At 70.9% G+C, this 24337-nt stretch carries 22 protein-coding genes; 6 read left to right on the forward strand and 16 right to left on the reverse strand.

Features of this window, described 5'->3' with window-relative positions:
- Positions 1 to 5: 5 nt before the first annotated feature.
- Both AB0I89_RS28470 and AB0I89_RS28475 read right to left on the reverse strand, forming a co-directional pair.
- Positions 6 to 491: a DUF2231 domain-containing protein gene (locus tag AB0I89_RS28470; RefSeq protein WP_357133054.1), complete on the reverse strand. Its 486-nt coding sequence runs from the start codon at positions 489 to 491 to the stop codon at positions 6 to 8.
- A gap of 100 nt (positions 492 to 591) precedes the next feature.
- Complete coding sequence (locus AB0I89_RS28475) at positions 592 to 1605, reverse strand: SEC-C domain-containing protein (protein WP_357133056.1); 1014 nt, start codon at positions 1603 to 1605, stop codon at positions 592 to 594.
- A 117-nt stretch (positions 1606 to 1722) separates the two neighbouring features.
- Between AB0I89_RS28475 and AB0I89_RS28480 the strand changes: the two genes are divergently transcribed.
- Positions 1723 to 3792, forward strand: a complete 2070-nt coding sequence (locus tag AB0I89_RS28480; protein ID WP_357133058.1) for a phosphocholine-specific phospholipase C — start codon at positions 1723 to 1725, stop codon at positions 3790 to 3792.
- Between the two features lie 289 nt (positions 3793 to 4081).
- On the opposite strand, the gene AB0I89_RS28485 is transcribed toward AB0I89_RS28480, so the two are convergent.
- From AB0I89_RS28485 to AB0I89_RS28550, 14 genes are all read right to left on the reverse strand, one after another.
- Positions 4082 to 5317 (reverse strand): hypothetical protein, encoded by a 1236-nt coding sequence (locus tag AB0I89_RS28485; RefSeq protein ID WP_357133060.1) that lies wholly within the window; start codon positions 5315 to 5317, stop codon positions 4082 to 4084.
- Between the two features lie 46 nt (positions 5318 to 5363).
- The gene (locus tag AB0I89_RS28490; RefSeq protein ID WP_357133062.1) at positions 5364 to 6200 is read right to left on the reverse strand and encodes an aldo/keto reductase; all 837 of its coding nucleotides are present in this window, start codon (positions 6198 to 6200) and stop codon (positions 5364 to 5366) included.
- A gap of 66 nt (positions 6201 to 6266) precedes the next feature.
- Complete coding sequence (locus AB0I89_RS28495; protein WP_357133064.1) at positions 6267 to 6761, reverse strand: DUF2231 domain-containing protein; 495 nt, start codon at positions 6759 to 6761, stop codon at positions 6267 to 6269.
- A 92-nt stretch (positions 6762 to 6853) separates the two neighbouring features.
- A complete protein-coding gene (locus AB0I89_RS28500) occupies positions 6854 to 8044 on the reverse strand; it encodes a HAMP domain-containing sensor histidine kinase (protein ID WP_357133066.1) in 1191 nt (396 codons plus the stop codon).
- 4 nt (positions 8045 to 8048) lie between these two features.
- Complete coding sequence (locus AB0I89_RS28505; RefSeq protein ID WP_357133068.1) at positions 8049 to 8717, reverse strand: response regulator transcription factor; 669 nt, start codon at positions 8715 to 8717, stop codon at positions 8049 to 8051.
- A gap of 46 nt (positions 8718 to 8763) precedes the next feature.
- Entirely contained in the window at positions 8764 to 10566 is a 1803-nt protein-coding gene (locus AB0I89_RS28510; RefSeq protein WP_357133070.1) for a glycoside hydrolase family 15 protein, read from the reverse strand.
- A gap of 28 nt (positions 10567 to 10594) precedes the next feature.
- Positions 10595 to 11071: a hypothetical protein gene (locus tag AB0I89_RS28515; protein WP_357133072.1), complete on the reverse strand. Its 477-nt coding sequence runs from the start codon at positions 11069 to 11071 to the stop codon at positions 10595 to 10597.
- A 233-nt stretch (positions 11072 to 11304) separates the two neighbouring features.
- Complete coding sequence (locus AB0I89_RS28520; protein WP_357133074.1) at positions 11305 to 11991, reverse strand: hypothetical protein; 687 nt, start codon at positions 11989 to 11991, stop codon at positions 11305 to 11307.
- A 59-nt stretch (positions 11992 to 12050) separates the two neighbouring features.
- Positions 12051 to 13265, reverse strand: a complete 1215-nt coding sequence (locus AB0I89_RS28525; RefSeq protein ID WP_357133076.1) for an exonuclease domain-containing protein — start codon at positions 13263 to 13265, stop codon at positions 12051 to 12053.
- Positions 13266 to 13274: 9 nt separating this feature from the next.
- Positions 13275 to 13970 (reverse strand): DUF6218 family protein, encoded by a 696-nt coding sequence (locus AB0I89_RS28530; RefSeq protein WP_357133078.1) that lies wholly within the window; start codon positions 13968 to 13970, stop codon positions 13275 to 13277.
- A 117-nt stretch (positions 13971 to 14087) separates the two neighbouring features.
- Entirely contained in the window at positions 14088 to 14480 is a 393-nt protein-coding gene (locus tag AB0I89_RS28535; protein WP_357133080.1) for a hypothetical protein, read from the reverse strand.
- The gene (locus tag AB0I89_RS28540) at positions 14477 to 16927 is read right to left on the reverse strand and encodes an AAA family ATPase (RefSeq protein ID WP_357133082.1); all 2451 of its coding nucleotides are present in this window, start codon (positions 16925 to 16927) and stop codon (positions 14477 to 14479) included. The genes AB0I89_RS28535 and AB0I89_RS28540 overlap by 4 nt, the downstream gene beginning before the upstream one ends.
- Positions 16928 to 17009: 82 nt before the next feature.
- The gene (locus AB0I89_RS28545) at positions 17010 to 17927 is read right to left on the reverse strand and encodes a hypothetical protein (RefSeq protein ID WP_357133084.1); all 918 of its coding nucleotides are present in this window, start codon (positions 17925 to 17927) and stop codon (positions 17010 to 17012) included.
- A 277-nt stretch (positions 17928 to 18204) separates the two neighbouring features.
- Positions 18205 to 18765: a DUF4352 domain-containing protein gene (locus AB0I89_RS28550; protein WP_357133086.1), complete on the reverse strand. Its 561-nt coding sequence runs from the start codon at positions 18763 to 18765 to the stop codon at positions 18205 to 18207.
- A gap of 102 nt (positions 18766 to 18867) precedes the next feature.
- Between AB0I89_RS28550 and AB0I89_RS28555 the strand changes: the two genes are divergently transcribed.
- The 5 genes from AB0I89_RS28555 to AB0I89_RS28575 all read left to right on the forward strand — a co-directional run bounded on the left by AB0I89_RS28555 (position 18868) and on the right by AB0I89_RS28575 (position 24332).
- Complete coding sequence (locus AB0I89_RS28555; protein WP_357133088.1) at positions 18868 to 20766, forward strand: N-6 DNA methylase; 1899 nt, start codon at positions 18868 to 18870, stop codon at positions 20764 to 20766.
- A 193-nt stretch (positions 20767 to 20959) separates the two neighbouring features.
- Positions 20960 to 21292, forward strand: coding sequence for a hypothetical protein (locus tag AB0I89_RS28560; RefSeq protein WP_357133090.1), 333 nt, complete (start codon positions 20960 to 20962; stop codon positions 21290 to 21292).
- Between the two features lie 5 nt (positions 21293 to 21297).
- Positions 21298 to 22671 (forward strand): WXG100 family type VII secretion target, encoded by a 1374-nt coding sequence (locus AB0I89_RS28565; RefSeq protein ID WP_357133203.1) that lies wholly within the window; start codon positions 21298 to 21300, stop codon positions 22669 to 22671.
- Positions 22638 to 23081, forward strand: coding sequence for a hypothetical protein (locus tag AB0I89_RS28570; protein WP_357133092.1), 444 nt, complete (start codon positions 22638 to 22640; stop codon positions 23079 to 23081). The genes AB0I89_RS28565 and AB0I89_RS28570 overlap by 34 nt, the downstream gene beginning before the upstream one ends.
- Positions 23082 to 23279: 198 nt before the next feature.
- On the forward strand, positions 23280 to 24332 hold the full coding sequence (locus AB0I89_RS28575) for a serine/threonine-protein kinase (protein WP_357133094.1): 1053 nt from the start codon (positions 23280 to 23282) through the stop codon (positions 24330 to 24332).
- Positions 24333 to 24337 lie beyond the last annotated feature (5 nt).

A 24337-nucleotide genomic window follows, 5' to 3' on the forward strand; every position in this document is an offset into this window, starting at 1 on the left:
CGCCGTCACTGACCCTCCCAGACCGCCTTCGCGCCGGAGTCGCCGGTACGGACCACGTAGTACACGGCGACGGCGGCGGCCACCACCGACAGCACCTGCAACGCCACGGTCACCGCCCGGTTGGCGGGTACGCCCTCGACGGCGCGCGGCGGGACGAAGCGGACCAGGGCCAGCGCCACGATTCCCAGCGCGATCGTCGCGTACAGGGTCATGTCCCCGAAATCCTGGTGCGCCTCCAGCTTCGGGACGAACTCCGGCGTCACCCGGTTCGCCGAGCGCAACCGCTCGAAGAAGGCGTCCCCGGTGAGCTTCGCCAGCAGCGCGCAGATGGGCGCGCCCACCGCGAGCAGCGCCAGCACCCAGCGCGTGTGCGGCCGGATCGGCGCGACGAGCGCGTAGCCGATCGCGAGGAGCGCCAGCAGCGGCACGAACACGACCGCGGCGTGCAGCACGAGCGGGTGGGCGGGGATGCCCTGGAACTCTTCGAACATTCGGCGACTCCTCCGGCCATGGCGGATCTCGATGATCCGCGGCATGGAGGCTATCGGTACCGATCGGGCGTGCCCAGAGTCGCGTACGCGGAGCCACCACTCAGCTCCGTGAGCGCGGCAGGCAGTCCTTCTTGTACTTCAGGCCCGATCCGCACCAGCAGGCGTCGTTGCGCTCGGGTGGCCAGGGCACGCGGGCGGCGGGCCGCGCCGACACCTCGGCCGCGTAGCCGGCCCGGATCGCCGCGTCGGTCGGGTCGCCGTCGCGTCCACGGGCGAACGCGTCCAGGCCGGCCACCGTCGCCCGGTACACGCCCAGCCCGGTCCGGCCGGCGCCGGTCAGCCGTACCAACTCCTTCTCCAGTCGGGCCCGGTGCGCGTCCCAGTCCGGCCCGTACACGTCGGTCAGCTCGGGGTGGGCGGCGAGCAGCTCGTCGAACTCGTCGCGGGGCCAGAGCAGCAGATCCGACGCGCCGCCCTGGCGTTCCGAGACCTGGCGGACGAGCTGGTTCTCCAGCCGGTCGGCCAGATCGTCCTGCCGGTCGTGCGTCAGGTTGAGGTTGCGGCGTACCCGGTGGCGCTGTTGCAGCAGCAGGAACAGCACACCGGGGGCGTCCGGCGGACCGACCTCCGGGTCCGCCGTGGTGTCGCGCTCGGCGAGCAGTGTGCCGACCGCCTCGCTCAGCCACGTCTCGGCGGTCGACGACCGACCGGCCGCGTCCAGCGCCGCGCTCAGGTAGGCCGGCACGTCGGGCTGCGTGAGCAGCAACGGACGCAGCGCGGTCAGCTCGGCCATCGCCTCGTCGTCCCGGCCGCCGGCCTGGAACATCACCCGGGCCCGCAGCGCGCGGGCCACGCCCGCCCGGGGGTCGTCGACCGAGGGGTACGCCGCCAGCGCCTGATCCGCGTACCGCAGGGCCGCGTCGGTCCGGGCCCGGATCCGGGCGATCTCGGCGGCGAGCGTCAGGGCGTCCCCGGCATCGTCCGGATCCTCCAACCGGCCCTGCTCGACTGCCTCGGCGAGGTCGGCCGCGACACCGAGCGGGTCGGCCGCACCGAGCGCCGAGCGGCGCAGTTCGGCGAGGTCAGCCTTGGTGAGTACGTCTCTCGTCGGCACGATCTCACGGTACGTCGGAGGGCTCCCGTCCGGTCCAATTATGGTCATCTGCCGTCAACCCGCCCCCGATACCGTCCGGTCGCCAGTTTCTCGACCAGAGCACACAAAGGCGGAGTTATGGGCACGGTGGATCGGCGTACGTTCCTCAAGGCGATGGGAGTTCCCGCGATCGGCGCGGCGCTCCCGCTGGACCTCAGCAAGGCGCTCGCCATCCCGGCGAACAACCGGACCGGCTCGATCGAGGACGTCGAGCACGTGATCATCCTGATGCAGGAGAACCGGTCCTTCGACCACTACTTCGGCACCATGCGCGGTGTGCGTGGCTTCGGCGACCCGCATCCGGTGACCCTGCCGTCGGGCAAGGACGTGTGGCACCAGCCCGACGGCGCCGACGAGCTGCTGCCCTTCCGCCCCGAGGTGAAGGACCTCGGCCAGACCTTCCTGCCGGACCCGCCGCACGGCTGGAACGACGGGCACGCCGCCTGGAACGACGGCCGGTTCGACGGGTGGGTGCCGAACAAGGGCGTCACGTCGATGACGTACCACACCCGGCAGGACCTGCCCTACCACTACGCGCTCGCGGACGCGTTCACCGTCTGCGACAGCTACCACTGCTCGCTGATCGGGCCGACCGACCCGAACCGCTACCACATGTGGAGCGGCTGGGTCGGCAACGACGGCAAGGGCGGCGGCCCGGTCATCACCAACGCCGAGGCCGGCTACGACTGGTCGACGTACCCGGAGCGACTGGAGCGCAACGGCATCTCCTGGAAGATCTACCAGGACGTCGGCACCGGGCTCAACGCCGCCGGCTCCTGGGGGTGGACGAACGACCCGTACATCGGCAACTACGGCGACAACTCGCTGCTCTACTTCCACCAGTACCAGAACGCGCAGCCCGGCACGCCGCTGGCGGACCGCGCGAAGACCGGCACCGAGATCCGTACCCAGGGCCGCGACCCCGAGGCGCTGCTGGCCGACTTCCGGGCCGACGTCGAGGCGGGACGCCTGCCGCAGGTCTCCTGGATCACCGCGCCCGAGGCGTACACCGAGCACCCGAACTGGGAACCGGCCTACGGCTCCTGGTACGTCTCGCAGGTCATCGACATCCTCGCCTCGCACCCCGAGGTGTGGAGCAAGATGGCGCTCTTCATCACGTACGACGAGGAGGGCGGCTTCTTCGACCACGTGGTCCCGCCGACACCTCCGCAGACGCGCGAGCACGGGCAGTCGACCGTGCCGACCACCAACGAGATCTTCCCCGGCGACGCCGACCACCCGGCGGGCCCCTACGGCCTCGGCATCCGCGTACCCATGATCATCGTGTCGCCGTGGACCCGGGGCGGCTATGTCAACTCGCAGGTCTTCGACCACACCTCGCTGATCAAGTTCCTGGAGACGCGGTTCGGGCACGGCCGGCCGGACCTGGTCGAGAAGAACATCACCCCGTGGCGGCGTGCCGTCGTCGGTGACCTGACCACGGCCTTCGACTTCCGGCACCCGAACCGCTCGCGCGACGTGAAGCTGCCGGACACCGATGACTTCAAGCCCGCCGACCTGGTCCGGCACCCCGACGAGGTGCCGGTGCCGCCGGCCGAGGGGCGGCTGCCCAAGCAGGAGCGCGGCGTACGCCCGGCGCGGGCGATCCCGTACGCCCTGCACGCCGACGGACGGCGGAGCGACGGCGAGTTCCGGATCGAGTTCCGCAACACCGGCGGCGCGGGAGCGGTCTTCCAGGTCCGTCAGGCCGGCAGCACGGCCGCGCCGCGCAGCTATACGGTCGAGCCGGGCAAGCGCCTGGCCGACACCTGGCAGGTCTCCTCCGGGTACGACCTGTCGGTGCACGGACCGAACGGCTTCTTCCGTCGGTTCGCCGCCGGTCGCTCGGATCTCGACATCACGCCCGCCTTCGACGAGCGGGGCGACAAGATCGAGCTCACGCTCACCAACCGTGGGCCGAAGCGGGTCGAGGTGACCGTTCGGGACGGGTACCACTCGCGGGCGGTCACGCTGTCGCTGCGCCCCGGTCACACCGAGCGCGCCACCTGGCAGCTGGCCCGCACGCACGGCTGGTACGACCTGACGGTCGCCGTCGCGGGTGACCCCGACTTCACGTACCGCTGCGCGGGCCACATCGAGAACGGCAAGGACAGCATCAGCGACCCGGCCCTGGGCGGGCTCGTCTAGCTGGTGCCGGCGTTACCGGGCCGTTCTCGGCCCGGGTGGCGCGCGCCGCAGCCGGCGGTGGGCGACCTGGGCGCGGTGGCCGACAGCGTCGGCGCGGTGGGCGGCTTGTGCCCGGCGGTGAGGGCCGGATGCCCGCGGTGGGGCCCGGCCCGCGGTGGGGCCCGGGTGCCCCGGCGAGCGTGATGCCTCAGCGGCATCTTGATGCCACACAGTCATCACGCTCGGCCGGGTGCCTGCCCCCACCGAGGTCACCCACGGTAGCGATCAATCGGGTGACCTCGACGCCCCGCTACGGAGTGCGGGCGAGGTAGGCGCGCATCTCCTCCCGCGTTCCCGGGAGGCCGTAGCCGCAGACCAGCTCGGTGACGTTGCCGAAATTCTGACCGTCGATCAGCCATGGCTCGGGCGACCGGCTCAGCGTCTCCGCGAGCCGACGTTGGCGGGGCGTGAGGGCGTCCGCGGCCGTTCCTGCCGTCGCCGGGCCGTCCGGGAACGCGAGCGGGAGCGCCGCGCCCAACGCCGTCAACGACCGTTCGCCGCTGACGGTCGGCAACCGTTCGAGCAGCGCGTCGAACGCGTGGTCGGCGTGCCGCGGACCGAGCTGGCGCAGGGCGAGCGCCGCGTAGCCGCCGAGATCGCCACCGAGGAACGGCACCCACTCACCCTCCGCTGGCGCGGCCGGGGCCTCGCCGGAAGCCGCCGACGCCCAGCCCACCAGCTCCGCGACGGTCGCCGGGTCGGCCGCCGCGCCGAGGACCCGGGTCCGACCGATCGCGGCGGCCCAGCGGACCAGTGGGCGCGCATCGGTCAGCCACCGGGTGTCCGGCACGGTACCGAGCAGCCCCGCGGACACCAGCATGGTGGCCACCTCGCCGGGCGTCGCCGCGACGCCCGAGGCGGCGTCGAGGGCGCGGGCCAGCGCGGATACGCTGCCCTCGGCCTCCTCGGGAAACCAGGCGAGAAGGTACGCCGCGACCAGGCGCACATCCGGATCGGAGTGACCCAGCAGGTCGCGGAACACGGGGACCCCGACGCGCACCGCGTCGTAGGCCGCCAGCGCGACGTACGCCCACAGTCGGCCCTGATCCGTCGTCGACAGTGACTCGAGGTAGAGGTACTCGACGTACTCCTTCTGGGTCTCGTCGCTGCCGGTCCACGGCGGCGGCTTGGCCGCGAGCAGCGCGCGCCCGCCCTCGGCGGCCCGGCGGTACTCGGCCACCGGGAAGCCGTCGGGTAGGACACCCTCGTCGTACCCGACGGCGAGGGCGCTCAACAGCCCGAGTACCGACGCCGGGTCCGGGGTGGCCGGATCGCTGAGCATCTCCAGCAGGAACGGCACCGCGTAGGCGCTCGCCTCGAACCGGTTGCCCTGGTGGAACACGTTGCCGTAGAGCTCACCCAGGGCCTCGTCCCGGGTGGTCCCATCGGGGGAGAGCAGGGCGCGTAGCTGGCCGGGCACGTCGTCGGCCGCCCCGTAGGCGTGGCCCAGCCGCGCCCAGTCGATGTCGTCAAGTCCGTCGAGCACGACACATGCTCTCCCGGCGCGATGACAGTCCGGCGTGGCGGGTCGGTCAGAACTCCTCGTACACCGCGGGGTCCTGATCTGACAGCCGCCCGTCGGGGCGGCCCAGCGCGGTGATGGCCTCGACCTGGTCGGTGGTGAGCGTGACGTCGAAGACGTCCAGGTTCTCGATCTGCCGCTGCGGCGACGCGGCCTTGGGCAGCGGAATCACCTGGCGGGCCACGTGCCAGGCCAGGATCGTCTGCGCGGTGCTGACGCCGTGCGCGGCCGCGATCTCGGCGATGACCGGGTGCTGTCGCAGGTCGTTGCCGTGGCCCAGCGGGCTCCACCCCTGCACCAGGATGCCCTGCTCCCGGTGGTAGTCCAGCGCTTCCTGCTGCGGGAAGTACGGGTGCACCTCGATCTGGTTGACCACCGGCGCGACGCCGGTCTCGGCCACCAGTCGGTCGATGTGCTCCGGCAGGAAGTTGGAGAGCCCGATGTGCCGCACCAGACCCCGCTCACGCGCCTCGATCAGCGCCCGCCACGCCTGCACGTACCTGTCGGCCTTCGGGTTCGGCCAGTGGATCAGGTACAGGTCGATCCGGTCGAGGCCGGTGCGGAACACGCTCTCCTCGATCGCGGCCAGCGCCGCGTCGTGGCCGTGGTGCCGCCCCGGCAGCTTCGAGGTGACGATCAGTTCGTCGCGGACGTCGCCCGCGTCCCGCGCGGCCCGACCGACCGCGCCCTCGTTCTCGTAGTTGACCGCCGAGTCGAGTAGCCGGTAGCCCGCCCGGATCGCGTGCCCGATCGCGTCGACGCCCGCCGAGCCGTTCAACTGGTACGTGCCGAGCCCGATCGCCGGCAGGGTCGTGCCGTCGGCAGCGCTCAGGTGCGGAATCGTCATGATCGGGACCCTACTCGCACGACTGGCGCGTCACCGTCGGCTGGGCAGCCCAGGCACCGGCTAATCTCAGTCGTCGTCGCCGTGCCCGGCGGACGCGGCCGGGGTGTTGCCCCAGACCGCCTTCGCCCCGGAGTCGCCCACCCGGTAGACCTGCACCAGGTTCGCGGCGGCCACGACCACGGCCAGCGCGGCGACGACCACGGTGACCTTCCCCGCGGTGCCGGTCCGGTTCTCCGCCGGCCGCGACGTGCGGCGGTGCAGCCAGACCAGCGCCACGGCGGCGACGAGCAGCGGTATCGCGAACCAGATCAACGTGTCTCCGAGCTGGGCGTGCACCCCCGGGTCACCGACCCGGTGCTCAAGGTCCTCACCGCTGGAGGAGGCGAGCGGCACAGCGAGTGTGGCCAGCGCGGCGATCACGACGACGAGCGTGCCGTACCGGCCGCGCCACGACGGTTTGACGGCCAGCGCGGCGACGCCGATCGCGGCCAGCGGCAGCAGGACCACCACGACGTGCACCACCAGGGGGTGCAGCGGCAGGCCATTGACGGTGTCAGGCACAGGATCTCCTCGGCGCTCGGGATGTCACTGCGCGGGACGTTATAGCCGAATTCTTGCGAAGTCCTTGCGGGGCCGAATTCGCACCCGACAGGTCAGGCCAGGGGTAGCAGCAGCGTGAACGTGGCGCCCCGGCCGTGGGCGCCGGTCACCTCGAGCGAGCCCCGGTGCGCCTGCGCCACCTGCTGCGCCAGCGCGAGGCCCAACCCGAACCGACGACCCGTCCCGGCGGTGCCATGCGCGAAGCGTTCGAAGAGTCGATCCGCCTCCGCCGGGTCCAGGCCGACCCCGTCATCGACGACCTCGGCGGCGACGCACCCCGGTCGGTGACGCACCCGCACCCGCACGTGCCCGCCCGCGCTCACGTGGCCCAGAGCGTTGTCCACCAGAGCGGTCAGCGCCCGCCGCAGGGCCACCTGAGCGCCCCGCACCGGCGCCGTCGCCTCGACCTCGACGCGCAGCTCGACGTCCCGTTCCCGCGCGTACGCCGACATGCTCGCCACCACCTCACGAGCCACCTCGGCCAGGTCGACGACGGTGTCCGGGGGCGGCTTCTGCTCGGCCGCAGCCGACACCAGCAGATCGTCGACGACCTCACCGAGCGCCCGGGTGTCCGCGACAAGCTGGTCGAGTTGGTCGGTGAGCTGCTCCACCGGTTGGGCCCGGGCGCGACGGGCGATCATCTGCGCCCGGGTGTGCAGCACGGTGAGCGGGGTGCGCAGCTCGTGCGAGGCGTCGGCGACGAAGCGGCGTTGCAGGGTCAGCGCGGTGGCCAGGGGAGCGACGGCTCGGCGGGCGAGCAGAGCGGCGGCCGCCAACGCTCCGGCCAGACCGGCCAGTTCGGCGACGAGCAGCGCGACGCCGAGCTGCCCCTGCCGCTCGCGCAGGGGCGCGAGGTCGGCGGCGACCGCCCAGCGGCTGCCGTCGGGCCGATGAGCGACCAGCACACGGACCGGGTGGTCGTCGCCCGCGTCGGTGTCGAACCGCCCCGGTTGCCGCCGCAGCGCGTCGTCGAGAACGCGCACCAGTTCCGGCGACGCGCTCGGGGTCACCTCGACCGCGTCGGTCCCGGCTGTCCGTTGGGCGAGGACCTGGCCGGGCGGTGGGTCGTCCACGTCCTCGGCCATGGCGAGTACCTGACCCAGCTCGGAATTCAGCGCCCGGGACTCCTGGCGGCTGGTGAGGACGAACATCAACGCGCCGACCAGCAGCAGCACGACGCCGATCGCCCCCGCGGTCTGGGCCACGCTGCGTCGACGCGCACGAGTCAGCCGGGCCTCGTTCACGCTGTCAGCCCGTACCCATGCGGTAGCCGAGCCCGTGGACCGTACGGATCGCGCCCCGACCGAGCTTGCGGCGCAGGTGATGGACGCAGGCGTCGACGCTGCCGGGGGCGTCGGCATGGGTGAACGCGGTGCTGAGCAGCTCCGCCCGGGTGAAGACCTTCAGGGGCCGGCCGGCGAGCGCCCGCAGCACGGCGAACTCGCGGGCGGACAACGGGATCTCCTGACCGTCGTCGAACACCCGCCGGTTACCCACGTCCAACCAGCGCCGTGGACCCAGTGGCAGTCGGCTCGCCACGTCCTGATGGCGGCGGCGCAGCGCGCGCAGCCGGGCCAGCAGCTCCGGTACCTCAAACGGCTTGACCAGGTAGTCCTCCGCGCCCGCGTCGAGCCCTTCCACCCGGTCGTCGAGGGCGCCGCGGGCGGTGAGCATCAGCACCGGGGCGGTCACACCGCGTCCGCGCAGCGCCGTGACCAGGCCGAGGCCATCCAGCACCGGCAACCCCCGGTCGATGACCATGAGCTGGTAGTCGCGGGCCAACGCCTGGTGCAGGCCGCTCTGCCCGTCAGCGGCCAGGTCGACCTCGTACCCCTCGTCGGTGAGTAGGTCGGTGAGCAGCGCGGTCAGCGCACGGTCGTCCTCGACCAGCAGCAGGCGGGGGCGGGCACTCTCCACCGGCCCAGTATCACGGGGTGCGGGGGCGCTGGCCGTGCAACTCCCCTCAGACCGGGCCGGGATCACCAACGGGGGCGTCGCGGATGGCGAGCGCGGCCTGGACGAGCGCGGCGTGGGTCAGCGTCTGGGGGTAGTTGCCGAGGTGGGCGCCCGTCGCCGGGTCCACCTCTTCGGCGTACAGGCCGAGGGGACTCGCGTGGTCGACCATGGCCTCGAACAGCTCGACGGCCTCGCGCCGACGCCCGGTGCGGGCCAGGGCCTGCACGAGCCAGAACGAGCAGGGCAGGAACGCGCCCTCGGTGCCGGGGAGGCCGTCCCGCCCAGGCGGGTAGCGGTAGAGCAGTGGACCGCCGGCCGACAGCCGGTCCCCGATGGCGTCGATGGTGCCGCGTATCCGGGGCGACCCGGTCCGGTCGATGCCGAGCAGCGGCAGGACGAGCAGAGCCGCGTCGAGGTCCCGGGAGCCGTACGTGCGAACGTAGCTGCCCGTCGTCGGGTCGAAGCCACGCGTCCGGACCTCGGCGGCGATGGCGTCCCGGGATCGCTGCCAGCGTCGACGTTGACCGTCCGGCAGGGGATGCGTGTCGGCGATGGCCAGGGCACGGTCCAGGGCGAGCCAGCCCATGAGCTTGGAATGGACGTGTTGGGCGGGCTCGCGTACCTCCCAGATACCGGCATCGGGCTCCGGCCAACATTGGGAGACCACGTCGGCGAAACCGCGCACCGCCCGCCACGTCTCGGCATGGAGGCGGTGTCCGGCCTGAGCGAACGCCCAGGCGGCGTCGATCACCCAGCCGTAGCCGTCGAGCTGGTGCTGGCCGGCGGCGGCATTGCCCACGCGTACCGGCCGGCTGCCGAGGTAGCCGGGCCATGAGGGGAGTTCCCGTTCCGCTGGTACGCGCCGGCCGTGCAGGGTGAGCAGCGCCGGCAGGCGTGGCCGTTGCAGCCGGCTGGCGTGCAACAGCCAGGCGAGGAAGCCCTGTGCCTCGTCGGCCTTGCCGACGCTGAGGAAGGCGCTGACACCGATGCTGGCGTCCCGGGGCCAGACGTAGCGGTAGTCCCAGTTGCGTACCCCACCCGGGTCCTCGGGCAGGGACGTGGTGGGCGCGGCCACCGGCGCGCCCGAGGGCGAGTAGGTGAGCAGCCGCATGGTGAGCAGACTTCGTACGACGTGCTCCCGGAAGGGCACCCGCTCGTCGATCTCCGCGGTCCAGGCGCGCCAGCGGGCCTCGTCCGCGACGAGCAGGTCCCACGCGGCCGTCGGCTCGACGTGGACGATCGGCTCACGGTGGGCCACGGCCAGCACGAGGGTGACCGGACGACCCGGCCGGACCGTGAGGGGAGTGGGTCGGCCCGGTTCGATCCGGAACGAGGGCGTGCTGTCCAGCGCGACCGCCAGCGCACCCCACTCACACACCAGGGTCTGACGCCGGTGCTGGACGCGGGGCCGGCGGTGCCGGACGCCCAGGCGGGGATCGAACTCCACCACCGCGTCGACCGCCGCCCGCTCGGCCGACAGCCGGCGCACGACCAGCGTCGTGGGCAGCAGGCGACCGCTGACCTCGGCCACCATCGCCTCGGTGAGGCAGAGCCGGCCGCCGCCCACCGCCCAGGTGGTCTCCAGGGTGGCGGTGTGCGGCCGGTACCGCCGTTCGAGGACCGTGGCCGACCGCGCCGGGCCGATCCGGAACGTTCCGGCGTCCGGACCTCCGATCAGCCTGCCGAACAGGGGCTCACCGTCGAAGCGCGGCACGCAGAGCCAGTCCATCGCGCCGTCACTGGCGACCAGGGCGGCGGTACGCGTGTCGCCGAGCAGCCCGTAGTCGCTGATCGGTCGCTCACCGGTCACGGCGATCGCTCCCGCGACGAGCGCCGGGTCACCGGGCCTGCAGGAGTACCCCGAGAGCGACCCCGTAGACGACGTGGACGACGGCCGTGACCAGGGGAGTCTGGACGCCGTAGTTGAGGGCGAACAGCCCGGGTGGCTCCAACACCGCCGTGCTGGCCGGTCCCGCCCGCTGCGACGCCATGCGGGGGTGGACACCAGGAAGCAGCGGCAGCAGCACCGTCAGGGCGATGCTGACGTGCACGATCCCGAGCAGCGCTCCGATCCACCAGGTGGCGCGGTACAACAGCGCGAACGTGCCCGCGTACCCGAGGGCGAACCCCTGACCGGCGCACAGGTGCAGGAAGAACCCGACGACCCGAGCCCGGTCGGGATCGGCGGTGACGAAGGTCCCGAGCACCAGAGGAAGATCGAGCCGGGTGAGGCCGGCCAGTTGAGCGGTGATCATCGCCGCGGTGAGCGCCGCGGTGGCGACCAACCCGAACAACGCCCATCCGGCCCAGTCCATCTCAGCAGTCGTCGACGTCGCGGGCGTGCTCAGTCATCGGTCCACCCTTCGGCTGAAACGGCGCGCGAGCTGCGACCGGACGCTCACCCACCAGGCGTCCGGTTTATCACCATAGGGCACCGGACCTGTTCGGCCGACCTGCTCGCCAAGACGTCCCTTCATAAGTTGGCAGCGGGACAGGTAATCGATGCCACTACCTCAAGCAACATGTCGATCCACGTCAGCGGTGTCGATCACGGCCATGAGGGCGGAGGTGGGCCGAACGCGCGACGACTTGCCCGCACGGCCAGAGCGGCGAGAGCAGCGTTGGCGCCACCGCCAATCACCGCGCCGATGCCGAACGGTGCCACTCGGCCGAGCACAATGATCCCCTGCTTGGTCCCGAACTTCGTGATGAAGTGCTTTCCCAGGACCTTGTTAATTTGTCGCAACGTCTCGACGGGCACCTTGGCGACAACCTGACGTCCCCAGTGTTGCCCGGTGCGCTCGGCTACCTTGGTGATGGTGGCCGACCCTGATCCGCCCAGCATGATCCCCATGACGATCGTTCGGCGGCGTTCGACCTCGTCGATGCGGACTCCGTGGACTTCGGCGATCGAGAGCGCGAACAGGGCGCTCAGCTGAAGCGAGGACAGAGCCTCGCCCGCCGACAACGCCAGTGCGACGCCCGTGCCGACGCCCGGTGCCGCCGCAGTTCCGCCGACGGCAGCGCCCGTCCCGGTCAACGCGCTGATGTACATGCGCTCCAGGTTGCGGACCACCTCGGCCGGTGTCGCCTCTGGGTTCCGCTGACGGGCCCGGGCGATGTTCTTCTGCACCAATGGGCTCTGCAGTGCGATCGCCTTGTCCAGCACGTCGAGGACCCGCTGCCCGCGTCCGGCCGCCTCCGGGACCGGTCCATCCGGGACATCGTCTGCCATGCCTTCAACTCCTTAGCTAGACGCCGTACTGGTTGGTGAGTTCGTTCCTTGGACGCGTCCTACCGGCCGAGGTCGGCGAGCATGCGCTGAAAAGCGATGGGGTGAACTACCGGAACGCCGTAATCGCGGGCCTTCCTGGCCTTGCCGGACATCGAATCGGGGTCGGCAGCCACCAGAAGTCGAGTCTTCTTGGTGACGTTGTCACCGACGTTTAGCCCCGCTGCCCGAGCGTCCTGTTCCCAGGACCACCGAGGTGGGTCCATCGCCCCGGTGAAGACCACCACGTCACCGGGTTGCAGCCGCCAGCCCTTGGTCTGAGGCCGGACCGCGCCGACGTCACGAGCGACCTTGAGGGCATGGTCGACGTCCGTCACCTGTAGCCCGAGCAACGAGCCAACCTGGTCCAGATCGTTGCGTTCGGCCGACGTAAGGACGCCGTCCTCTAACGCTGCAGCGGCCAGACTCGCCAGATAGGCGCGGTGCAGGTGGTCGACGTCGACTCGGGCGAGGCCGACTTCGTCGGCCGTGGCGACGAGCGCGTCCGCCTCGCTGGCGGAGATGTGCCGGTCAAGCAGTGCCTTGTCGAGCCGGTCCAAATACGCGTCACCCTGCGGTTCGCGCAGCCGAGGGAGCCGGTCCACCAGACGGGCCAGGAAGTGCTCCTCGCGGTGCCCCAGTCCACGACGTGGCACCGGCGCCACTGCTTCGGTAGCCAAGGGTGGCCAGGGCGCAGCCGCAGCGGCGTCAATGACTGACGTCCACGGCGGTGGTGTTCCCGCGTCCAGCAGATAGCGGGTCAGAAGCTTCGCGGCAGCCCTCGCGTCGTGCAGAGCGGAGTGAGCCTGGTGGGGCGGCAATCCCGCGGCGCGACAGCAGTCGTGCAGGCTACGGCCGGCTGACGGAAGGAAGTGCCCGGCCAGCCGCATGGTGCACAACCCCTCCGCCAGGCTGATCGGCAATTCAATCCCCAGCCGGCGGTACTCCGCGAGGAGGAATGCGGCGTCGAAGTGCAGATTGTGAGCGACCAGCACCCGCCCGCGCAGAAGGTTGGCTACGTGACCTGCCATTCGCTTGAACTCTGGTGCGCGCCGCGCCTCGGCGGCCGAAATGCCATGGATGAGTTGTGGACCGAGATCCCGGTCGGGGTTGACCAGGCTGCACCATTCGTGCGTCACCTGCCCGGCGCCGTCGAGGTGGATGACGGCGACCTCGACCACCCGGTCGTGCCAACTGGTACGCAGGCCGGTCGTCTCGAGGTCGAAAACTGCGTACACGTCGACTCCTTAGATCGTGACCTGAGCGGAATTGCCGGCGGCAGCACGCAAGGAAGCCAGCCAACGCGGAGGCAATGGCTGGGGCTCGCCCAGAGTGCGTAGGTACTTTCGGCGATACCGCGCCTGTTCGGTGTCCTGCCATAGCTGAGCGGTCATGGCGACCGCCGACGTCAGGGCCAGCGCTACCCCCGCTACCGGCGAGGCGGCACGGGGCTGCACCGCGAGCCGGATCGCTAGATCCTCATGATCGGGTACCTCGGTGGGCCAGGCGAGCGGAGCAAGCTTCGACTTCGACACCGCACGCTGACGGTCGACCGCTTCGCTGTAGGCGGACCGATGCTCAGCGATCTCCGCGAGAAGCTCAGGGATGGTCAGCACGCTCCCCTGCAACGTGCTGACCAGTTCCTTGGGTAGTAAGTGAGCGATCCTGTCCAGGATCGTGGCCGGAGTCTCCCGGTCCCACCCCACCAGGCATCGCCCCTGCAACATCCACATGATGCGAACGAACTGGTCGTCCTGCTCGACTTCATCGAGGCGTACCACCCAAGCGCCGCCGGCACGTCCGGTCGGGCTGAGTCGCCACACGGCCAGGGCCTCGGTGCCGTCGCCGTCGGGTCCCACGGCGAGAACAGCGTGACCACGGGCACCGGGCACGTAGTCAACGGGTATGGCTAGGTCGCTCTCGAATTCCTCAAGTTCTGCCATCCCACGTCCCTCATGATCGACATCGGAGCATCACAGTAGGTGTCAACGTGGTCACGCCGGCTCAACCGGAGCGGCACCTCGTTGCGCGTTGTGTCCATACGCGAGTGGCTGAACAGTTCACGCGGTCGGTTCAAGTCGGGCGAGGAGAGTGCTCACCTCGCCGTGTAGCCGACGCAACTCCGTCGCCGTGGGGGCCAGCTCGTAGCAGTGGTGGTGCGTGGCGGCGGAGAGGGTCGTCCACGCGAACGCCACCCGGCGGGCGACCTCCGGGCCTGGACCGAGCCGGCCGCGCAGCATCAACTGCTTCGCGCGGCCCTGGCGGCAGGCCGCCACGGTCGGCTTCACCCGCCCCCAGTACGCGTCGACGCCGCCTTCGAGGGCGAGCCGGATCAGGCAGGCGCAGGCCCGTGGCCACCAACCGGCGCTCAGGGCCGCAGCTCCGAGCAGACCGGATCCACGTAGCAGTTCGTCGGCCGCCGCCAGGCAGCGCTGCGGCGTTGGCGCGGTCACGACAGCGCCCCGGCGAGGAGACGGACGTCCGCGACCAGGCCGGGCAGGTCCGCCTGGTACCCGCCGTGTACCCCTTCCCGACACGCCTGGTACGCGTCGACGACCCGACGCCCGTGTCGGCGGTGGAGCCAGCCGAGCACGTCACCGCCCTTGTCGGCGTCGTCGAACGCGGCGAGGGCGACGACGGTCGCCAGTCGACGCGAGGCGCTCTCGATGGCCGACTCGATGTCGGCGTGCGGGACCCCGCGCGCGACCCGGGACCGCCACACCCTCCGGTCGCAGGCCGCCTCCACCGCGGAGCGGCACAGCTCGGCCACGACCGGGCCGCGCACCTCGGCGGGGATCTCGTCGTTGCGCGACAGGGCGTGGGCGTCGTTCAGATAGCGGGTCACTGGATCGGAGCCGGCGCGCAGCGTCACCACCGACCTCTCCGCCCGGGTCACCTCGATGATCCGTGCCCGGCCCAGGTCGAGCCGGCTCACCGCGTCCGGCAGACGGCTGTCGTGCGTGAACACGACCACCTGCCGCTGCTCGGCCAACTCCGCGAGCACCCGGGCCAGGCCATCCACCTTCGACGGATCCATGCTCTGCACCGGGTCGTCGACCACGATGAACCGGAACGGGCTCTCCGCGGCACAGCTGCGCGGCAGGAACGTGGCCAACCCGAGCCCCTGCATCTCACCCTGACTCATCACCCCCAGCGCGGTGCCGTTGTCGGCGCCGTCCACGCTGACCGGGAAGACCACCCGCCGCCGGTTGTTGATCCCCTCCAGCGTCATCGCACCCAACTCGACGTTGCTCTCCTGTCGTAGCTGAGCCCAGATCCGCTGCGAATGCCCGGCGAACGGCGCGATCCGCTCGTTGCGGATCTCCATAGCCGCCCCCTTCAGCCACGCGCGCGCGGCCTTCAACCGGGCCAGGGTCGCCTCCCGCGCCGCAAGCCCGCCGGCGGCGGCCACCCACTCGCGCACGTCGGCCGCGGCGGCCCGCCAGCCGGTGTCGCGCTGCCGCAGAAACCCCTCGGCGTACGCGCGGGCCGCGTCCGCCGCCGCCACTACGACCGGGTACCGCGCGGCTAGGTGGTCGGCCAGCTCGGCAGGCTCTCCGGGTACGCGGGCAAGCGCGGCCACGGCGTCGCGCAACACGCCGACCGAGGCCTCCGACCCGAGGTGCTCTGGTACCGCCAGGTCGTCGATCAGGTGGCGCGCCTGCCGCAGCACGGCCGTCCGGCGGGTCGTCGCCGTCTGAGCGGCGACGCTGCGCTGCCTCAGCTCGGTCAGCGACCGTTCGGCGGCGGCACGCCACCCATCGTCGAGGGTGCCGGTGGCGCAGACCGGGCACGCTCCATCGCCGTCGTCCTCGTGTTGTTCGAGGGCGAGGCGGAGCAGTTCGGCGCTGCGCAACGCGGCCCGGGACCGGCCACCGTCGTACCGCGTCGCTTCGTTCGCCGCGTCCCGCAGCTGACCGGCGAGCCGGGTCACCTCGTCGATCGGGGGCGGGTCGAGGTCGGCGAGCTCGCGGCAGAGCAGCACCTCCCGGTCGGTGGTCGCCTCCTCCGGCTCGTCGAGGACGGCCGTGACCGCGCCGAGGTCAACGGCTCCCCGGCCGCGCAGCAGTACGGCGATCCGCTGGGCCCGCTCGTCGGTGATGTCGGCGAGCGCGTTGGCCAGGGCGGTGCGCTGTGCGCGTACCTCCTTGATGGTGGTGTCGTGCGGCCGGGCGGCGCGTAGCAGACGCTGATCAGCGTCGGTGAGCGCGTCGAGCCCGAGGATCGCGAAGAGCGCGTCGAAGAGCTGGCTCTGCGTGCCGGAGGCGAGCTTGCCCAGTTCGGCCGCGGTGAGGAACGGTCGGTACAGCTCCAGCGGGCGGGCCAGCCCCAGCTCGTCGAGCCCCCCGTGCCGCCCGTGCGCGCTCGTGACCGTCACCTCGGCATCGGTGAGCCCCGCGTCGACCGGCCAGGCGCGGTGCACCCGGGGCGGCGTCGCCACCCCGTCGACCCGCAGCTCCACGTCGACCCAGCACGGGTCCGGGTTGTGCAGGTTGCGCCACCCCGTACGCCAGACGCTCGTCTTGTCGGCCCAGCGCGCGCTGTCACCGGTCAGGGCGAGCTCGACGGCCTCGGCGAAGCTGGACTTGCCGGATCCGTTACGGCCGACGACCAGCGTGAGGCCCGGACCGGGGTCGACCTGGAGGGTCCGCTCCGGGCCGACGCCGCGAAAACCGGCGACGGTCACCGACTTCAACCAGATGTGCTCCGCCGAGTCGTCGCCGATGGGGGAGTGGGGGTCGAGCCGGGTGGGGGCGCCGGCGAGCGCGGCGGTCAGGTCGTCGTCGCCGGTGAGGGCGGCGAGGACCAGCTCGGCGGTCTCGGTCGGTACGTCAGCGGCGGCCAGCCGCTCGAAGATCAGTTCGATCAGGGGCGTGGTGGGCTGCGGAGGCTCGGTCATGATCGTCTCCAGGTGTGTGGGGTCCGCGGACCGACGACTCGTCGGCCCGCCCGGGGTAGGCGGTGGATGTGGGTGCCTCAGCTCAGCGCGCGGGGCGCCACTCGCCGCAGTTCTCGGAGCTGAAGGCGTAGTCAGAGGCGCGGATGGTCACCTGCACTCGGCGGGCGCTGTTGGTGAAGTAGTTGTCGATTGTGTCGCCGGAGCTGTTCTGCCTCTCCCAGTAGCAGCCTTCGACGTCCGTGGTGACGTACGTGCCGGGCTTGATCTCCTTACCGACGCGAAACGTGCCCTCGCTGAAGATCCGACCCTGGGCTGCCAGGTCCACGTCGGCCTGCCCGCGCTTCACCGCCTCGCGCCATTTCTTCACGTACGGGTAGGTGGGACAGAGTAGGAGGGCCCCGTTGATCTCCGGGATCTGTTCGCTGCTGGCGGCGTAGTCCGCCTCCAGGTACGTGTCCTCAGGGTCGACGGCGGCGCACATCTCGTACAGGGTCGTGATGTTGCCGTCCTCGTACTTGGACGTTTTCAGCGCCGCCTTCTCGGTGTCGGTCACGGGGTAGATCTCCGCCTGGGCGTCGCAGGCCGTCGGCTTCGCCGCCCACACCTCACTGAAGTCCGGCCGGCCGTCCTTGCCGGGCCGCACTGTGAGCAGCGCATCCCAGTCGTTACCCGTGTCGCACTCGAGACTGACCGGGGGCTGCTGCGGCGTGTTCTTCGGGTCGTCGGGATAGGTGTCGCTCGAGTCGGGGACACCGTCGCCGTCCCGGTCGGGCGGCGGCGTCGGCGACGCGCTGGGGGAGGCGGACGCGCTCGGTGAGGTGGACGCGCTCGGTGAGGTGGTCGCTGACGTGGCGGTGGAGCTCTTCTCGTCGCCGCAGCCAGTGAGCGTCGTCGCCAGCAGGGCAGTGGTGAGCAGGGCGCCGGTGGCGCGGACGGCTCGACGCAGGTGGACGGTCCTCGCCGAGCAGCGGGGGATGCCGTAAGGGTGTAGGAGGGCCATGGTCGTCTCCAAAGAGCGGAAGGACAGCGGGACGGCCGAGTGCTGGACCGCCATAAAGAGCAACGAGTCAGTCCGAAGGGGTGATGATCGCTGTGCTCGCACTGGAGGCGTCACTCGCAGGGTTGGCCGAGGTGCCAGCGGTCGACTCCAGACACTCGGGGCTCTCGCGTAGATCTGGTGTGATCAGGTTGGTCATCACCGGGTTCCCTCTGTGAACAGGGATGGTGTGAACAGCCGGGGCGGATCGTCCAGACCCGCCCCGGGGGGGTGGGGGAGGTCAGCCGAGGGCGACGTCGACGCCGCCGGAGAACGGCGAGTCGTGCAGCTCGAGCTTCGTGAGCTTGACGTTCTTCGGGATGTCGAAGACGACGACGCCGGTCACCTGGTTGCCGGGGTTGACGTCGTTGAGGAACGTCTCGGCGTTCTTGTTGGCGTAGATGGCCGCTCCGGTGTCGGCGGAGTACTCGGTCCCGTCGGCCGCGTACGCCTTCTGGCTGCTGCCGTCGAACATCTGCGCTTCCTTGCCGATGTTCTTCACGTTGACCGTGACCAGGCAGAACTGGCCCTGCGCCTTCGCGCCGAGCATGTCGCTGCCGATCTTGGCCACGCCGCACTTGGACGACTTGACGGTGAACTCGAACTTCCCGTCCCGGGCCGGCTGACCGATCTTCGCGGTCTTGGCCGGCTTCTCCTCGGCCTTGGCGCCGCCTTCGTCGCTGATGGTGCCGCTCGCCTTGCTGTCGCTGCTGGAGTCGCTCGCCTTGTCGGCGGTGCCGGAGCCGCAGCCCAGGGCGATGAGGCCGGTGGCGATCAGGGCGAGAGTCGTCGTCTTGCGCATCGCTGTCCTCCTGATGTGAGCGTTGCGGTGTCAATAAGAGCATCGTCCTAGAACGGTGTCAACGGACAATCTCGTGCTTGACGGATGTGCGAGACTCTTGGAGTGCAGGAGAACCCGACCATCACGGCAGCGGAGATCGCCCGGCTCGCCGGTGTCGGTCGCGCTGCCGTCAGCAACTGGCGTAAGCGGCATCCCGACTTCCCCGCGCCGGTGGGCGGGACGACGGCGAGCCCCGAGTTCGACCTGATCCAGGTCGAGCAGTGGCTACGCGCCCAGGGCAAACTTCCCGAGCTGGCCACCGCCGACCGGCTCTGGCGACACCTCGCCGCCGCCAGCGACACCCCGGCCGGTGGGCTCGCCGCCGTCGGCGCGGTGCTGCTGGCCCGACAACGCGGCTCCCGAACCGGCCACCCCGACGGGCATCTCGCGCCGTTACTGCCCGACGTCGACGCCCTGGCCGACCAATTGGGCCCGCAGGGCGCGTTCGACGAGCTGTGGCAGCGCTTCTCCGCCCCCGGGCCCGGCCGCCCCTTCGCCACCCCCGACGACCTCGCCGACCTGATGATCGGGCTCGCCAACGTCGGCGGCGGCTCCACACTCGACCCAGCCGCCGGCTCCGGCGCGATCCTCCGGGCCGCCGTCCGCGCCGGCAGCACCTCCGTGTACGGGCAGGAACTCGACGAGGACCTCGCCGAACTCGCCGGCCTGTGGCTGGCCCTGCACGACGTACCCGGAGAGGTCAGCCCCGGCGACACCCTGCGCGCCGACGCGTTCGCCGGCCGCGCCGTCGACGCCGTCGTCTGCCACCCCCCGTTCGGCGCCACCAACTGGGGCGACGACGAACTCGGCCACGACCCTCGCTGGATCGTCGGCACCACACCCCGCACCGAACCCGAGCTGGCCTGGGTGCAACACGCCCTGGCCCACCTGCGGGTCGGCGGGCACGCAGTCCTGCTGATGCCACCCACCGTCGCCAGCCGCCGTGCCGGCAAAAGGATCCGCGGCGAACTGCTCCGCCGAGGCCACCTGCGGGCCGTCATCGCCCTCCCGCCCGGCGTAGCCGCCCCACACGGCGTACCCCTGCACCTGTGGGTGCTGCGACGCGCCGCGACCGACGCGCCGCCACCGGCGCGGGCGCTGCTGATCGACGCCGCCGGCGGCGACCTGGGCGACACCGCGCCGCGCGTGCTGGCCGCGTGGCGGGCGTTCGCCGCCGCCCCGGACGGCGACGTCGAGGAGGCCGGGTTCGCCCGCGCCGTCCCGGTCATCGAGCTGCTCGATGAGGACGTCGACCTCACCCCCGCCCGCAGGCAACCCGCCGTCGTGGGCGAGGCTTCCGGCGAGCATCTGGTACGCACCAGAGAACGCCTGGCCGCCATCGTCGGCGAGCTGCCGGCGCTGCTGCCGCAGGTCACGCCCGCGCCCGGGGGGCCGGACGGCGCGTTCCTGACGGTGGGGGAGTTGGCCAAGACCGGGGCCCTGCAACTGATCGGGCCGGTCCGCTCCGGCACGTCCACACCCGCACCGGACGGTCCGCCGGTGCTCACCGTGCCGGACGTACTCGCCGGGGTAGAGGCCTCCGGGCGGGTCGACGACCGGTTCGGCCAGGAGATTTCCCTCGCGGTAGGGGACGTCGTGGTGCCGATGATCGCGCGGCAACTCACCGCACGGGTGGTCACGACCGAGGGGGCGCTGTTGGGGCGCAACCTCTACCTGCTGCGGCCTAACCCGGCGGCGTTGGATCCGTGGTTCCTGGCCGGTCAGCTGCGGACGTCGGCGAACGAGAAGCAGGCGTCGAGCCTCTCGGGGACGATGCGGTTCGACATCCGACGGGCGCAGGTGCGGCGACTGTCGCTTGACGACCAGCGGGCGCACGGGGAGGCGTTTCGGCGCTTGGACGCCTTCGAGTCGGCAATCCGTCAGGCCGCGTCGCTCGGGGCGGAGCTGGCGCAACTCACCGCAGACGGGTTGGCACGGGGGGTCCTGCGGCCAGGCGCCTGATGTCTGGGACACCGTCCATCGCGATCGTGCGGCACAGTGGAGGGCTGAGCGGAACGCCGCGAGCGCGATGGGGGAGGTCACGACACCGTGCTCATCGATTCGAGAATCGGACGGGCGGTCACCGACGCCTCTGCTAGGCGTTTCCCCAAGCCCGGTGACGAGCAGCCCGGTCGCTGGGAGCGGGGCTTCAGTGGTGGCCGGTGACGCGGAGATGCAGATGTCGGTTTCGGCGGTCAGTCGCCACGCCGCCGCGGTCGACGACGCCGCCGACAGGATGGCAACCGCTCGTGGGGCGGCGGCGTACGTGCAGATGGGCGCGAACGCCTACGGCCAGATCTGCGGGTTCCTGCCTCGTCTGATCGACCCCGTGGCGGACAGGACAGCGACCGCGCTGGGAGAGTCCGCTGAAGCACTGCGCGAGGCGGCGGCCGGCCTGCGATTGGCTGCTGCCTCGACCGAAGCCACCGACGATGCGAGCGCACGACGATTTGCCGACAGGGCCGGCCGGCTGGAACTGCCGCTGTGACCGACATGGCGGCCAACCCGTTGGTGGTCGAACGCCAGGACTCGACCCGGTGGTACACCGGGCTCGGATTGGTGGAGGACGTCGCCGAGACGATGTCGGGAATTGAGTCGGGCAGCTGGATCGACTCGACGATCGGTGGTGTCGCCACGTCGATGGACGCTCTGGCCACCGTGCTCGATCCGCTCGGGTCGCTGATCAGTTGGGGCCTCGGCTGGTTGCTCGAACACGTCAAGCCGCTGTCCGACGTGCTGGACTGGCTGGCCGGCGACCCGGACCAGATCGACGCCTACGCGCACACATGGCGCAACGTCGCCAAGCAGAGCACCGACGCGCTGGCGGACCTGCAAGCGGCAGTCTCCACGCAGCTCGGCGAATGGGAGGGCGCCTCGGCACGGGCATACCGGGCGCACATGTCGGGTCAGGTGCGGGCGATGGAGGGCATCGCTCGGGCTGCCGGCGGCATCGCTGCCCTTGTGGAGGGCGCCGGCCTGTTGGTTGCGTTGGTCCGCGAGCTGGTGAGGGACCTCATCGCGGACTTCGTCTCGCTGCTGGCGGTCAGATTGCCGCTCTGGCTGGCCGAGGCCGGCGGGACGCTGGGCATCGCGACGCCGTTGGTGATCTCCCAGGTGAGCAGCCTGGTGGCCAAATGGGCGGCGCGGATCGGCAAGCTGATCAGCGCGCTGATCAGCAGTCTGCGTCGGCTGACCCCGCTGCTCAGCCGCATGGGCGACCTCATCGCCGATCTCAACGGCCTGCTCCGGCGGGCTGCCCGCACAGACCCGGTCAACCCGGTGCACGGCGGCGCACCCGATGGACGCACAGCGCCGTGGGGAGAGCCTGATCTCGACTCGATGGGGCGTCGGTCGGATTGGGAGGATCCCTCCGCGCATCCTCAGGTGCCGCCACCGCCCGATGCGAATCTCCCAGCGGGGGACCCGGTCTATCACCGGCCGAACAGCACGGCCATCGGCTATGACAGCGCCACGATGCGCAATTTCGATGCCGTCGCGCCCATCCCTGGCCATCACGATGTGGTCGTACACGGTGAACCCACAGGTCTGTTCCGGCCGGGCCTCGTGGGTGCGGACGGTGCCGATCATCCCGCAAATCTCACCGACCCACAGCAGATCGCCGATGCCATCCGCGCCAACCCGCACTACGACGGTGGCCCGGTGCGCCTGGTGTCCTGTCACACCGGCGCAGTCAACCCCGAGGCCGGAGTGCCACCAGCGGCGCAACGGGTCGCCGACGCTCTCGGGGTGCAGGTGACGGCTCCGACCGATGCCGTCGGTGTCGACCGGTATGGTCCCGTGGGGCAGACCCCGATGATCCGGGGCAACGGAGAGTGGAAGACCTTCTATCCGAACGGCGGGCGTTGATGGGCGGCGGTCAGGTGAAGACGGCGGGGATGTTCCGCGAATTCGGACCGGTCCGCTCTGCCGAGCCGCAGGAGAGCATCTTCGACAGCATCGCCGACGAGGAACTGCCCGACCGCACTCGGGTGGTCGCCTATCTGACCTCGGGACATGTCCTCATCGACGTGATGGACGTCGCCAACGACGCCTTCGACTCGACCCGGCAAGTAATGAACGGCTCGACCGTCGTGACTGACGGTGACTGGCTTTGGAGGAAAGACCTCGCCTATTACGTAAGACGTCACCGCATCGCATTGCCACAGGATTTTCTCGCGCTCATCCGTGAGCGGGATTACGTCGTCCCTAGGCGTGACGTGCCGGAGCTGGCGGCCTGTTCGCGGCAGGCGCGCGATCTGATGTTCTGGAACGGTTGACAGGCCGCACGTCAGTCGGAAATCGGACAGCGACGCTAGACCTCAGTGCCACACCAAGCATGAATGCAGCGCCCAACAAGAACCGCCGTTCGGACGCTTCCTCATGAAAGTTCAACGTTGTACGGTCATGCGTCCGCCGAGGCGTTGAGCTGACAGGCGGACGGGCAGCTTCGGTGGGTGTCTTCGTGAGGGGGACGAATGACGCTGGGCAAAATCGGCGGTTATGAGCTGGTCCGGCCATTGGGCTCAGGTGGGATGGGCGACGTGTTCTTCGCGGTGTCGCCGACCGCCGAGCGAGTCGCCATCAAGGTGATCAAGCAGCATCTGATTGAGGCGCCGACGTTGCGTGAGCGGTTCGCTACCGAGGTCGAGAGCCTGAAGCTGGTCTTCGGCTCTCGGGTAGCCCGCCTGGAGGGCGCCGATGCGTACGGGGACCCCGCATGGCTCGCCGTGGAGTACGTCCCGGGGGCCACGCTGCGCCAGCACGTCGACGCCCGAGGGGCGCTCTCCCTGCCGTTGGCCGCGATGGCCGGCGCGATGCTCGCCGAAGGCCTCGCCAAGGTGCACGAGGTCAAGCTGCTGCACCGGGACCTCAAGCCGCAGAACATCATCCTCGGCCCCGACGGTCCCAAGCTGATCGACTTCGGGCTGGCGGTGCTGATCGACCGGAACGACTACCTGACCGAGCCCGGCGCGCTGGTCGGCACTCCCGCCTACATGTCGCCCGAGCAGGTCAAGGGAGAGCGGGACCTCACCCCGGCGGTGGACGTCTATGCGCTTGCGGCGACGCTGGTCTTCGCGCTGACCGGGCGTGGGCTCTACCCGCCGACCAACTCGTGGAATCTGCTGCTGCGCATCAGCGAGCCGAGCGATCTTCCCGACCTCTCCGGGGTGCCGGCCGAGCTGGTGCAGTTGCTCGGCGCGATGCTCGCCTACGACCCCACCGCCCGGCCCGGCCTCACCGACGTACGCGCCCGGCTGCTCGCGGTCGCCACCGCTACCAGCGGCAAGAGCGTCCATGCCCTGCGCCAGGAAGTCGCCGACCTCACCTATGACGGTGGCACGGAGTTGCTGGTCCCCCCGGACCTGGATGATCCGCGAGAGGACCCGGAGGACACGCCGGTCATCGAGGATGCGACCCCTCCGGAACCGGCCAAGCCCGATCGCCAGCCACCCGCCAAGGCGTCCACCGACGTGACGTGGCTGGTCGACAAGGTGCGCCGCCAGTACGCCCGCCGCTCGACCCTGTAGGAAGG

This window comes from Micromonospora sp. NPDC049801, assembly GCF_040656575.1.
In the GTDB taxonomy this organism is placed as follows: domain Bacteria; phylum Actinomycetota; class Actinomycetes; order Mycobacteriales; family Micromonosporaceae; genus Micromonospora.

Coding starts and splice junctions, on each gene's coding strand:
- AB0I89_RS28470 (WP_357133054.1), bottom strand. CDS start 491: ATGTTCGAAGAGTTCCAGGGCATCCCCGCCCACCCGCTCGTGCTGCAC.
- AB0I89_RS28480 (WP_357133058.1), top strand. CDS start 1,723: ATGGGCACGGTGGATCGGCGTACGTTCCTCAAGGCGATGGGAGTTCCC.
- AB0I89_RS28490 (WP_357133062.1), bottom strand. CDS start 6,200: ATGACGATTCCGCACCTGAGCGCTGCCGACGGCACGACCCTGCCGGCG.
- AB0I89_RS28515 (WP_357133072.1), bottom strand. CDS start 11,071: ATGGACTGGGCCGGATGGGCGTTGTTCGGGTTGGTCGCCACCGCGGCG.
- AB0I89_RS28520 (WP_357133074.1), bottom strand. CDS start 11,991: ATGGCAGACGATGTCCCGGATGGACCGGTCCCGGAGGCGGCCGGACGC.
- AB0I89_RS28530 (WP_357133078.1), bottom strand. CDS start 13,970: ATGGCAGAACTTGAGGAATTCGAGAGCGACCTAGCCATACCCGTTGAC.
- AB0I89_RS28540 (WP_357133082.1), bottom strand. CDS start 16,927: ATGACCGAGCCTCCGCAGCCCACCACGCCCCTGATCGAACTGATCTTC.
- AB0I89_RS28545 (WP_357133084.1), bottom strand. CDS start 17,927: ATGGCCCTCCTACACCCTTACGGCATCCCCCGCTGCTCGGCGAGGACC.
- AB0I89_RS28550 (WP_357133086.1), bottom strand. CDS start 18,765: ATGCGCAAGACGACGACTCTCGCCCTGATCGCCACCGGCCTCATCGCC.
- AB0I89_RS28565 (WP_357133203.1), top strand. CDS start 21,298: ATGGCGGCCAACCCGTTGGTGGTCGAACGCCAGGACTCGACCCGGTGG.
- AB0I89_RS28575 (WP_357133094.1), top strand. CDS start 23,280: ATGACGCTGGGCAAAATCGGCGGTTATGAGCTGGTCCGGCCATTGGGC.